This is a genomic window from Methylobacterium sp. NFXW15, from assembly GCF_049887755.1.
Classification (GTDB): Bacteria; Pseudomonadota; Alphaproteobacteria; order Rhizobiales; family Beijerinckiaceae; genus Methylobacterium.
Genome location: NZ_JAGEKG010000006.1, coordinates 138091 through 149613, shown reverse-complemented (window position 1 = coordinate 149613; position 11523 = coordinate 138091). Strand labels below are relative to the sequence as shown.

The following is an 11523-nucleotide window of genomic DNA, read 5'->3' as shown; positions in this document are numbered from 1 at the left end:
AAGATGTGCGTTGTGACGGCACGATCGAAAGTCAGGAGATGTCGTCCATGGACAATTACGGCAGCACCCGTTTCAACCACCTCGCCCCCGGCGACAACATCGACAAGCGCGATCAGCTCAGCAGCGTCATCCTTCTCGGCCTTGCCGTGGCGGGCGGAGCCGTCGCGGTGCTGCTGAACGCAATCGTCTGAGGCTTCCGTCTGAGGCTTCGCCCTCAGGCCTTCGCCGTCAGCCAGCGATCCGCCGCCGCATCGTCGGCGGCGGTGGCCTCGACCCAGCGTCCGGTCGTGCCGTCGGCGAGATGCTCGCGCTTCCAGAAGGGGGCCCGGGTCTTCAGATAATCCATCAGGAAGCTCGCCGCCTCGAAGGCCGCGATCCGGTGGCCGGAGGCGGTGACTACGAGAACGATCCCGTCACCGGGCCGGACCAGCCCGTGCCGGTGGATGACCCGCGCCGCGAGGAGCGGCCAGCGGGCGAAGGCGTCCTCGACCACCCGGCCGATCTCGGCCTCGGCCATGCCGGCATAATGCTCCAGTTCGAGGGCGGCGAGGCGACCGGCCTCGTCACGGCACAGGCCGGAGAACGTCACGACCGCTCCCGCCCGGCCCGCGAGCCCGGCTTCGAGGCGGGCGACCTCCTGAGCAAGGTCGAAGGGCTCGGATTGGATCGAGACCGTCGCGGCGGACATCGGATACTCCATGGCGGTCTCTTGTCAGGCGCCTGACTGGTTGTGCAGCGCCCTATATGGCACGGAGGGCGGCCGGGCCGAACCGGGATTGGCAGGAGGCATGAGGCATCGATGAATCCAGAGATGACGCTGCCTTTCGGGGGCGAGACCCCCGTCTTCGCCAGCCGTCCTGTCTGGTGCGGGCGCGACAGCACCGTGATCGGCTCGGCGCGGATCGGCGCGCAGGCTTGGCTCGGCGATGCGGCGGTGATCCGCGCGGATGGCCAGCCGGTGGTGCTGGGCGACCGCTTCTGGCTCGGCCACCGCTCGACGGTGCATATCGCGACCTTCGACCAGGGCACGACCTGCGGCGACCGGGTGACCGTGGGGCGCAACAGCGTGATCCACGCCTGCACCCTCGGCTCGGACGTGGTGGTCGAGGACGACGTGGTGATCCTCGATGGGGCGAGCGTCGGCGACGGCGCGGTGATCGAGGCGGGCGCCACGGTGTTCCCACGCGCCGAACTCGCGGGCGGCTTCGCCTATGCGGGGAGCCCGGCGCGACCGGTGCGCCCCATCGAACTCGGCGAGGTGGCCGAACGGGCCGAGCGCATCCGTGAGCGCAGCGCCGAGGGGATCGGCCCCGATTCCGACCCGCCACAGGATATCGACCCGGACGTGTTCGTAGCCCGCACCGCACGCCTGCGGGGACGCGTCGGCCTCGGCGCGGGAGCGAGCGTGTTGTTCTGCTGCGCCCTTGAGGCGGAAGCGGGCCCCATTGTGGTCGGCGCCGACACCAACATCCAGGACAACACGGTGATCCGCAGCCGAGGCGAGGGCGTCGTGATCGGGCGCGATACGACCATCGCGCACAATGTCCGCATCGCCGATTGCCGGATCGGCGCGCGCTCCCTCATCGGGATCGGTGCGGTGGTGGCGCCGGGCACGCTGATTGCCGACGACGTGATGCTCGCCGCGGGGGCGACCACCGATCCGGGCCAGATCCTCGAATCCGGCTACCTCTGGGGTGGACGCCCCGCCCGGATCCTCTCACCCCTCGATGCCGACCGCCGAACGATGATGCTGCGCATCGTCGAGAGCTATTGCCAGCACGGCCGTGACTATCGCCAGGCGCAGGAGCAGCTTGCGGGCTGACGGACAGCCTCTTTCTTCCACCAAAGCGAAGCGATCCAGGAACAGGCCACGCTCGAAAGCGGCCTGCCCCCGGATTGCTTTACTGCGTTCGCAAGGACGACGAAGGCGTCAGTGCTGCAGGATCTTGGACAGGAAGGTCTGCGCACGCTCGGACCGAGGGCTGCCGAAGAAATCGTCCTTCGTGGCATCCTCGACGATCTCGCCCCGGTCCATGAAGATCACCCGGTCGGCGACCTTGCGGGCGAAGCCCATCTCGTGGGTCACGACCATCATGGTCATGCCTTCCTTGGCGAGCTCGACCATCACATCCAGCACCTCGCCGACCATCTCGGGATCGAGGGCCGAGGTCGGCTCATCGAACAGCATCACGACCGGGTTCATGGCCAGGGCGCGGGCGATGGCCACGCGCTGCTGCTGGCCGCCGGAGAGCTGGCCGGGGAACTTGTGGGCGTGGGCGCCGAGTCCGACGCGGGCGAGCAGGTCGAGACCGCGCTTCTTGGCGTCGTCCGATCCACGGCCGAGCACCTTGCGCTGGGCGATGGTGAGATTGTCGGTGATGGTCAGGTGCGGGAACAGCTCGAAGTGCTGGAACACCATGCCGACCCGCGAGCGAAGCTTCGGGAGGTTGGTCGATTTGTCGAGCACCTTGGTGCCCGCCACCGTGATCTGACCCTTCTGGAAGGGCTCCAGCGCGTTGACGCACTTGATGAGCGTCGACTTGCCCGAGCCCGAAGGGCCGCACACCACGACGACCTCGCCCTTGGCGACCTTCGTGGTGCAATCGGTCAGCACCCGGAACTCGCCGTACCATTTGCTGATGTTGTCGATGGCGATCATCGTTTCGCCCAGCGCGGCTTTCGGCTGGCCTGAGACGAGGGAGCCCGGCTGGAGGCCGGCATCCTTCGGGGCGTGGTCGGCGTCGACGGCGGGCTGCGAGGCGTTCGGGGCCGGCATCGGGGAGGAGGTCATGATGAAAATCCCCTGATCAGCGGATGATGGCGACGCGACGCTGCAGGCGGCGCACGAGGAAGGAAGCTGTGAAGCAGATCGCAAAGTAGACGAGCGCAGCGAAGATATACATCTCCACGAGACGTCCGTCGCGCTGGGCGACCTTCGAGGCGGCGCCCATGAAATCCGTGAGCGACAGCACGTAGACCAGCGACGTGTCCTGGAAGAGCACGATCGTCTGGGTCAGCAACAGGGGCAGCATGTTGCGGAAGGCCTGCGGCAGAACCACGTTGCTCATGGTCTGCCAGTAATTCATGCCGAGCGCCTGCGCCGCCGCGGTCTGGCCCTTGGGGATCGACTGGATACCCGCGCGCATGATCTCGGCGAAATAGGCCGCTTCGAACGCCGTGAAGGTGATGAGCGCCGAGGGGAAGGCGCCGACCTGGATCGGTGTCTTCGAGCCGACCACGTAGGCGCCGATATACGGGACCAGGAAGTAGAACCAGAAGATCACCAGCACGAGGGGCAGGGAGCGGCATAGTTCCACGTAGCCCTTGGCGACATGCCAAAGGCCGGGAATGCCCGACAGCCGCGCCATCGCGAGGAGGGTGCCGAGCACCACGCCCCCCGCCGCCGCCATGGCGGTGAGCGACAGGGTGAAGACCATGCCCGTCCCGAACAGGTAGGGGAGGGAGGTCAGGACGACGGAGAAATCGAAGTTCGAAAGCATCTCGGCCTGCGCACGATCGCCGCCGGGGGCGGCAGGTTGCAGCGGGGGCGGGCGGTCAGCGCTGCCCGGGGATGGCGACGGCGCGCTCGAGGAGGCCCGCGCAGACGACGACGACGAGGTTGATGGCCACGTAGAGGATCGTCGCGGCGGTGAACGCCTCGAACACCTGGAACGAGAACTCCTGCATGGAGCGCGCCCGGCCGGTCAGTTCCAGCAGGCCGATGGTGAGGGCGACCGACGTGTTCTTGAGGTTGTTCAGGAACTCGGAGGTCAGCGGCGGCAGGATGATGCGGTAGGCGTTCGGCAGCAGCACGTAGCGGTAGGTCTGCCCGGTGGTGAAGCCCATGGCCGTGCCCGCCATCCGCTGGCCGCGCGGCAGGGCCTGGATGCCCGCGCGCACCTGCTCGGCCACGCGCGAGGCGGTGAAGAAGCCCAGGCACACCACCGCCGTGTAGAACGGCGCGTCGGGCATTTGCTTGATCGAATCGCCGAGGCTCTTCGGCAGCACTTCCGGCAGCACGAAGTACCAAAGGAACATTTGGACCAGCAGCGGCACGTTACGGAAGATCTCGACGTAGGTCGTGCCGATGGCGTTGGCTGTCTTGTTCGGCAGGGTGCGCAAGACGCCGATGAGCGAACCAAGGAAGAAGGCGATCACCCAGGCGCAGAGGGCGGTCACGATCGTCCAGTACAGGCCGGACAGGAGCATGTCCGCATAGGTACCGGTCCCCTCCGGGGACTGGTCGAAGAAGATGCTCCAGTTCCAATTGTAGTTCATTGGCAGCCCGGCCCCGTTGCCGTTTCTCGTCGTGTCCCGCGGGTCGAGCCGCGGGACACGCCATCACGTGGAAATCAGTAGGCAGCCGGATCGGCGCTATCGATCGGCTTCGTGAACTGCTTCTTCATCTCATCGCTCATCGGGAGGTTGAGATTGATGTTGCGCGGCGGGATCGGCTGCGTGAACCACTTGTCGTAGAGCGCCTTGCCCTCGGGGCTCGTGTAGAGCTTGGCGGTGGCCTCGTCGGCGACGGCCTTGAACGGCGCGTCGTCCTTGCGGACCATGATGCCGTAGGGCTCAGGCTTCGAAAGGGCTTCCTTCGAGATCTCGTAGGCGCCCGGATCCTTGGACGAGGCGACGAGCGAGGCGAGGAGCACGTCGTCCATCACGAAGGCGACGGCACGGCCGGTCTCGACCATCAGAAACGCCTCGGCATGGTCCTTGGCGGGCAGGATGGTGAGGCCGAGCTTCTTCTCGGTGTTGGCTTCGTTGATCTGCCGGATGTTCGTGGTGCCCGAGGTCGAGACGACGGTCTTGCCCTTCAGGTCCTCGATCGTGTGCAGGTTGTTCGACTTCTTCGAGACGAAGCGCGTCGCGGTGAGGAAGTGGCTGTTGGTGAAGCCCACCTGCTTCTGGCGGTCGGCGTTGTTGGTCGTCGACCCGCATTCGAGGTCGATCGTGCCGTTGGCCATCAGCGGGATGCGGGTGGCGGAGGTGACCGGGTTCAACTTCACGTCGAGCTTCGGCAGGCCGAGCTTGGCCTTCACCGCGTCGGCAATCTTGTAGCAGATGTCCATGGCGTAGCCGACCGGCTTCTCGTCGGCGCCGAGATAGGAAAACGGCACGGAGGAATCGCGGTAGCCGATGGTGATGGCACCGGTATCCTTCACCTTCTTGAGGGTGCCGGTCAGATCTTCGGCCTTGGCCGCGAGAGGAGCGACGGCGAGGCTCAGGCCGAGCGCCGCGGCGAGGCCACGGCGTGCGTTAACGAACTGCATCGGTACGGAACTCCTGGGTCTAGCCGAGTGAGGTCGGCAGGCGGTGTCGGGTGCAGGCCCGACCGCATGGGCGGGGCCTTTGCAACGTTGATGCCGAAGAGGCACGACGGCGTAGGAATTTTCGCTGTCCAAGACCTGACGGGCCGAATTCCGGTCACAGACCCCTGTCGATCCGCCGAACGCCACGATCACCGCCTCTCCGAGCAGTCGGAGCCGGGCCGAGCGCCCGTGCTGGGGCATGTTGCATGATTTTCGGGCGGGCGCATCGGGGCAGCACCCTGAGCCCACAGGTCCTGACTGACGAATTCGGCTGTTTCGCAATGCAAAACCGCCCCGCTGAATGCGGAGCGGCTTCTGTGTTCTTGCCGGATGCTTACTGGGTCAATTCGTTGCCGGCATAGCCGATCTGGCCGTCGGCACCCTTCTTCCACTCGTAGATTACGTAGTCGGGCTTGGTGATGTCGCCCTTCTTGTCGAAGGAGATCGGGCCGATCACCGTCTGGAACGGCTTGCCCTCGTGCATGTAGGCGGCGACCTTCTTACCATCAGTGGACTTCGCGCCCTCGATGGCCTGCTTGAAGATCTGCGCGGCGGCATAGGCGTAGAGGGTGTAGCCTTCCGGATCGATGCCCTTCGCCTTGAAGGCGGCGACCACGTCCTTGGCGGCGGGCTTCTTGCGCGCATCCGGCGGGAAGGTGGTGAGCGTACCCTCGGCGGCCGGGCCGGCGATGGCCACGAGCTCCCGGTCGACCATGCCGTCGCCACCCATCATCGGCGCCTTCAGGCCCTGATCACGCATCTGGCGCAGGATCAGCCCGGCCTCTGTGTAGTAGCCACCGAAATAGACGATATCGATGCCGCTCTGCTTCAGTTTGGAGACGAGGGCCGAGTAGTCCTTCTCGCCGGGGTTGATACCCTCCATGAGGGCCTCCTTGCCGCCCTTGGCCTTGAACGCCTTCAGGGTCTCGTCGGCCAGCCCCTTGCCGTAGGGGGTCTTGTCGTGGACGAAGGCGACCTTCTTCCCCTTGTACTTGTCGGCGAGGTAATCGCCCGCGACCTGGCCCTGCTGGTCGTCACGGCCGCAATCCCGGAACGTGTTCCACAGGCCGCGCTCGGTGTACTTCACGTTGGTGGAGCCGGGGCTGATCGCGATGACGCCAGCGTCGGCGTAGACGTCGGAAGCCGGAATCGAGACGCCCGAGTTGAAGTGGCCGACCACGAACTTCACCTTGTCCGAGGCGAACTTGTTGGCGACCGACACGCCCTGCTTGGGATCGGAGGCGTCGTCGCCGACGCTCAGCTCGACCTTCTGGCCGTTGATACCGCCGCCCTTGTTGAAGTCCTCCACCGCCTGGGCGGTGCCGTTCTTGAGCTGCGCGCCGAAGGCTGCGCTGTTGCCGGTGATCGGCGCGCCGACGCCCATCTTGACCTGCGCCAGGGCAGGGCCGGAGGTCAGGACGCCGAGCGCGAGGCCCGCCAGAAGTATCGATCGCATCGCCACACTCCCCTGTCTGCACCCGGAAAGTCCGGGTGGATCGAGATGCCGAAAGCTCAAGGACTCAGCGCGGACGCCACGTCAGCGGTGAGGTCTTCTCGTAGAGCCAGCGATACTGGCTCGTCATCTGGCGGGTGCGCGTATAGCGAAAGCCCGCAGAACCAATCAGCAGCACGACGAGCGCATCGACCAGATAGTAATGCGCCGAGAGCAGCGTTCCGCCGAACAGGGCGAAGTGGATGAATCGCACCGCCGTCGCCACGAGGAGCAGGGCCGGCACGCAGTGCCAATACGGCCGCCAGCCCTTGGCGATGCCGCGGGCCGCCATCCAGGCCGCCCAGCCGCCCATCACCACCGTGACGAGGACGAACAGCCAAACCGAACCTTCCTCGTAGAGCAGCCCGTCAAGCATGGTCGCCCCCCGCCGGGGCACCGTGCCCGCCTTCGAGATAGGCCGCCTTCACGGACGGATCGTCCAGCAACTGGCGTCCGGTGCCGCTCATGGTGATGCGTCCGTTGACCAGCACGTAGCCGCGATGGGCCAGCTTCAGGGCGTGATACGCGTTCTGCTCCACGAGGAAGATGGTCATCCCATCCTCCCGGTTGAGGCGGCGGATCGCGTCGAAGATGCCCTTCACCACCAGGGGCGCGAGGCCGAGCGACGGCTCGTCCAGCAGCAGGAGCTTCGGTCGGCTCATGAGGGCGCGGGCGATGGCGAGCATCTGCTGCTCGCCTCCCGACATGGTGCCGGCACGCTGGTTCAGCCGCTCGCCGACGCGGGGGAACAGCGCGACGACCTTCTCGAGATCCTCCGCGAAGAACCGCCCGTCATGGAGGGCGGCGCCCATCTGCAGGTTCTCGTAGACGGTCATGCGCGGGAAGACCCGGCGGCCCTCCGGCGACTGGGCGATCCCGAGCCGGGCGATGGCGTGGGTCGGCACGCGGGTGATGTCCCGGCCCTCGTAGGTGATGGTGCCGGAGCGCGCCTGGGGCGAGCCGAACACGGTCATCATCAGGGTTGACTTGCCCGCGCCGTTGGCGCCGATCAGCGTGACGATCTCGCCCTCGCCGACATCGAGATCGACGCCCTTCAGAGCAGCGACGCTGCCGTAATAGGTCGAGACTCCCCGCACCGCGAGGAGCGGCGGCTTGCCCCCCGCCTGGATCGCCCGCGTCTCGTCCACGAGCACGTTGATGCCGGCGACGCTCAACGGTGCGCCCTCAGAGTCTCGATGGAAAGGCGAAGGCCACCCCCGTCTTTGCGAGCGCAGCGAAGCCATCCAGGGATCCGCGACGTTCGGGAGCGTCCCGCCGCCCTGGATTGCTTCGTTCCTCGCAATGACGGAGGTGCAAAAGGACTGTTCCGCCAAGCACTCATGCCGGATGTCCTTCGTGCGGCAGCGACAGGCCGACCTCGGCCTCCACCGCCTCGACCTCCTCGTCCTCGACACCGAGATAGGCGGCGATGACGCTCGGGTTGGTGCGGATCTCCTCCGGCGTGCCGTCGGCGATCTTCTTGCCGTAGTCGAGCACCACGATGTGGTCGGAGATCTCCATGACCACCGACATGTCGTGCTCGATCAGCAGGACAGAGGTGCCCTCGTGGTCGCGGATGTGGCGGAGGAGCGTGTTCAGTTCCAGCGACTCGCGCGGGTTCAGACCGGCGGCGGGCTCGTCGAGACACAGTAGCACCGGATCGGTGCACATCGCCCGCGCGATCTCGAGGCGCCGCTGCGCCCCGTAGGGCAGGCTGCCCGCCGGCTCGTCGGCACGCTCGGTCAGGTCGATCCGCGCGAGCCAACCCTTGGCCTTCTCGATGGCCGCGGCCTGCGCATCGCGAAAACCCTTGAAGCCGAGGAGCCCCAGCACGGTGTATCCGGACGCCCGCATCAGGGTCTTGTGCTGGGCCACCAAGAGGTTTTCCAGCACTGTCATGCCCGGGAACAGGCGGATGTTCTGGAAGGTGCGCGCCACCCGCGCCGTCCGGTTCACCTCATGGTTCGGCAAGCGCTCCAGCAGGTGCTCGCTGCCGTCGTCGTGGGTGAGGGTCAGCATCCCCTCGGTCGGTTTGTAGAAACCGGTGATGCAGTTGAAGACCGTGGTCTTCCCGGCCCCGTTAGGCCCGATCAGGGCCGTGATGTCGCCCCGCTTGGCTTCGAAGGACAGGTCGCCGATGGCGGTTAGGCCGCCGAAGCGCATGGTCAGATGATCGACCTTGAGGACGGGGGCCGCCATCAGCCGTGCCCCTCGCTCACGTGGGCGCCGGAGATCGCCCGCCTCTTACCCAATGTCACCGACGGCATTCGCACCGAAATCAGCCCGCGTGGGCGCCAGACCATCATCGCCACCATGGCGAGGCCGAACAGGAGGAGCCGGTATTCGTTGGGGTCGAACCCCTCGCCGAACACGGCCTTCAGCCCCCCGAGGTTGCGCAACATCTCGGGGCCCGCGACCATCGCCACCGCCGCGATGGCGACGCCGAACTGACTGCCCATGCCGCCGAGCACCACGATCGCCAGGATGATCGCGCTCTCCAGAAAGGTGAAGCTCTCCGGGGAAATGAAGCCCTGGCGCACGGCGAAGAACGATCCGGCGAAGCCACCGAAGGCCGCCCCAAGCGCGAAAGCCGTCAGCTTCGTCGCCGTGGTGTCGATGCCGAGCGAGCGGCAGGCGATCTCGTCCTCGCGCAGCGCCTCCCAGGCGCGGCCGATGGGCAAACGGCGCAGGCGGAGCGTCACGAGGTTGGTGATCAGCGCGAGCACGAGGATCAGGTAGTAGAGGAACACGACCCGGTGCATGGAATCGTATTCGAGGCCGAAGCGCGCCGCGAACCCGTCCTCGTCCGCCGAGAAGGGGATGCCGAAGAAGGTCGCGCGGGGGATCGAGGAGACGCCCGCCGCGCCGCCCGTCACGTCCGTCCAGTTGATGAGAACAAGGCGGATGATTTCGCCGAAGGCGAGCGTCACGATGGCGAGGTAATCGCCCCGCAGGCGCAGGACAGGGAAGCCCAGCAGCATCCCCCAGAGGCCCGCGAAGAGCCCCGCCAGCGGCAGGCAGACCCAGAAGGATAGGCCGAAGGTGGTCGAGAGCAGGGCGTAGGAATAGGCGCCGACCGCATAGAAGGCGACGTAGCCGAGGTCGAGGAGCCCGGCGAGGCCGACCACGATGTTCAGGCCCCAGCCGAGCATCACGTAGGTCAGGATGAGGATGCCGAGGTCGATCCAGTAACGGGCCGCGCCGAGGTCGCCCGTCGCGAGGGTCGCCAGCATCGGCAGGGTGACCGCGACGGCCACGAAGGCCGTGAGGCCGAACTTCGAGAATTTCTGCCCGGCATCGGGCTCCCCCCCCACGGCCTCGGTGGCCTGAGCGGGGGAGGGGGTGAGGGCGGAACTCTTGGCCCGTCGCGCGTCCCGCCGCAGCAGGAGCAGGCGCTGGACGAGGCGCACGGCGAAGGTGAGCGCGCAGAGGATCGCCACCAGCCCCCAGCGGGGGACGAGAACGAGGTCGCTGCCGGGCCCCGGATCCATCCGGAAGGCAATGAGAGGGATGCACAAGCCCAGAGCGACCAGGGCGCAGAGCGCGGCGTCGCGCAGGATCGCACCCATCACGCTGCCGGGGAGGGCGTCGGAGGCGGTGCGGGCCATCAGACCTTCTCCACCTCGGGCCGCCCGAGGATGCCCGAGGGCATGAAGATGAGGGTGATCGCCAGGATCGAAAAGGCGGCCACGTCTTTGTATTCGATCGAGAAATAAGCCGACCAGAAGGTTTCGATCAGGCCGATGATCAGCCCGCCGAGCACTGCGCCGGGCAGGGATCCGATGCCGCCGAGAACCGCCGCCGTAAAGGCCTTCACCCCGGGCACGAACCCATCCGAGAACGAGACCACGCCGTAATACATGACGTAGAGCACCCCCGCGACCGCCGCGAGGGCGGCGCCGAGGACGAAGGTCAGCGAAATCGTCCGGTCCACGTCGATGCCGAGCAGGGCGGCCATCTTCCGGTCTTGCTCGCAGGCCCGCTGGGCGCGGCCGAAGGGCGTACGCTGGACGAGGTACCAGAAGCCGGTCAGCAGCACCGCCGTCACCGCCATGATGAGGCATTGCTTGTAGGACAGGAACACCGTGTACCCGTCCCGCTCCAGCACCGTGATGCCCCCCGACAGAACCGGCGGCATCGACTTGTTGCGGGCCCCCTGCACCACCTGCACGAAGTTCGACAGGAAGATCGAGACGCCGATGGCCGAGATCAGCGGCGCAAGACGGAAAGAGCCGCGCAGCGGCCGATAGGCGACCCGCTCGATCGCCCAGCCCCAGAGCGCGGTCAGAGCCATGGCCACCACGAGCACCACAAGGAAGGCCAGCGCGATGGAGGAGATGCCGAGCCACGTCGTCAGCAGAAGGAAGCCGATCAGCGCGATGAAACAGGAGACCATGAAGACGTCGCCATGGGCGAAGTTCACCATGCCGATGATGCCGAAGACCATCGTGTAACCGATGGCGATCAACCCGTAGATCGAGCCGAGCGTCAGGCCGTTGATGAGCTGCTGGAGGAAAACGTCCATGCATCCGTCCGTCGGAGCGCTCCCCACCGGCACTGGAGACCGGTTCGGTGAGGAAGCACACGCTGCGTCCTGGAACCTCGTAGCGCAAGCGTGGGCTTTGCGCCACCGGGTCTCGGCGCCGCTAAATGAACAAAAACGGTGCTTTGCAGCCCAATTCTCAGCCGAATTGCGAGCATGATCTGCGCCTCGCT

13 protein-coding genes are annotated in these 11523 nt (G+C 66.5%); 2 read left to right on the top strand and 11 right to left on the bottom strand.

Annotation, left to right across the window (positions count from 1 at the left end; all coding sequences use genetic code 11):
- Nucleotides 1-47 precede the first annotated feature (47 nt).
- Nucleotides 48-191 carry a hypothetical protein gene (locus tag J4O73_RS15150; protein ID WP_426218591.1) on the top strand — a complete coding sequence of 48 codons (144 nt, stop codon included), beginning with the start codon at nucleotides 48-50 and terminating at the stop codon, nucleotides 189-191.
- Nucleotides 192-214: 23 nt separating this feature from the next.
- Here the strand turns inward: J4O73_RS15150 and J4O73_RS15145 are convergent, their stop codons facing one another.
- Nucleotides 215-688, bottom strand: coding sequence for a molybdenum cofactor biosynthesis protein MoaE (locus tag J4O73_RS15145; protein WP_426218589.1), 474 nt, complete (start codon nucleotides 686-688; stop codon nucleotides 215-217).
- 111 nt (nucleotides 689-799) lie between these two features.
- Here J4O73_RS15145 and J4O73_RS15140 point away from each other — a divergent pair, with 111 nt between their 5' ends.
- Nucleotides 800-1822: a DapH/DapD/GlmU-related protein gene (locus J4O73_RS15140; RefSeq protein ID WP_426218587.1), complete on the top strand. Its 1023-nt coding sequence runs from the start codon at nucleotides 800-802 to the stop codon at nucleotides 1820-1822.
- Between the two features lie 108 nt (nucleotides 1823-1930).
- Here J4O73_RS15140 and J4O73_RS15135 read toward each other — a convergent pair whose 3' ends face one another.
- From J4O73_RS15135 to J4O73_RS15090, 10 genes are all read right to left on the bottom strand, one after another.
- The gene (locus J4O73_RS15135; protein ID WP_426218967.1) at nucleotides 1931-2659 is read right to left on the bottom strand and encodes an amino acid ABC transporter ATP-binding protein; all 729 of its coding nucleotides are present in this window, start codon (nucleotides 2657-2659) and stop codon (nucleotides 1931-1933) included.
- Nucleotides 2660-2807: 148 nt separating this feature from the next.
- Nucleotides 2808-3500 carry an amino acid ABC transporter permease gene (locus tag J4O73_RS15130; RefSeq protein WP_378971763.1) on the bottom strand — a complete coding sequence of 231 codons (693 nt, stop codon included), beginning with the start codon at nucleotides 3498-3500 and terminating at the stop codon, nucleotides 2808-2810.
- Between the two features lie 55 nt (nucleotides 3501-3555).
- A complete protein-coding gene (locus J4O73_RS15125) occupies nucleotides 3556-4278 on the bottom strand; it encodes an amino acid ABC transporter permease (protein WP_426218585.1) in 723 nt (240 codons plus the stop codon).
- Between the two features lie 74 nt (nucleotides 4279-4352).
- Nucleotides 4353-5276, bottom strand: a complete 924-nt coding sequence (locus tag J4O73_RS15120) for an amino acid ABC transporter substrate-binding protein (protein WP_426218584.1) — start codon at nucleotides 5274-5276, stop codon at nucleotides 4353-4355.
- 373 nt (nucleotides 5277-5649) lie between these two features.
- Complete coding sequence (locus J4O73_RS15115; protein WP_426218582.1) at nucleotides 5650-6771, bottom strand: branched-chain amino acid ABC transporter substrate-binding protein; 1122 nt, start codon at nucleotides 6769-6771, stop codon at nucleotides 5650-5652.
- A 64-nt stretch (nucleotides 6772-6835) separates the two neighbouring features.
- Nucleotides 6836-7183, bottom strand: coding sequence for a DUF6867 family protein (locus J4O73_RS15110; protein ID WP_426218580.1), 348 nt, complete (start codon nucleotides 7181-7183; stop codon nucleotides 6836-6838).
- Nucleotides 7176-7982, bottom strand: a complete 807-nt coding sequence (locus J4O73_RS15105; protein WP_426218578.1) for an ABC transporter ATP-binding protein — start codon at nucleotides 7980-7982, stop codon at nucleotides 7176-7178. Before J4O73_RS15105 ends, J4O73_RS15110 begins: the two co-directional genes overlap by 8 nt.
- 163 nt (nucleotides 7983-8145) lie before the next feature.
- Nucleotides 8146-9006 carry an ABC transporter ATP-binding protein gene (locus J4O73_RS15100; RefSeq protein ID WP_426218576.1) on the bottom strand — a complete coding sequence of 287 codons (861 nt, stop codon included), beginning with the start codon at nucleotides 9004-9006 and terminating at the stop codon, nucleotides 8146-8148.
- On the bottom strand, nucleotides 9006-10415 hold the full coding sequence (gene livM, locus J4O73_RS15095) for a high-affinity branched-chain amino acid ABC transporter permease LivM (protein WP_426218574.1): 1410 nt from the start codon (nucleotides 10413-10415) through the stop codon (nucleotides 9006-9008). Before livM ends, J4O73_RS15100 begins: the two co-directional genes overlap by 1 nt.
- Nucleotides 10415-11332 (bottom strand): branched-chain amino acid ABC transporter permease, encoded by a 918-nt coding sequence (locus J4O73_RS15090; protein ID WP_426218572.1) that lies wholly within the window; start codon nucleotides 11330-11332, stop codon nucleotides 10415-10417. Before J4O73_RS15090 ends, livM begins: the two co-directional genes overlap by 1 nt.
- Nucleotides 11333-11523: the final 191 nt, after the last annotated feature.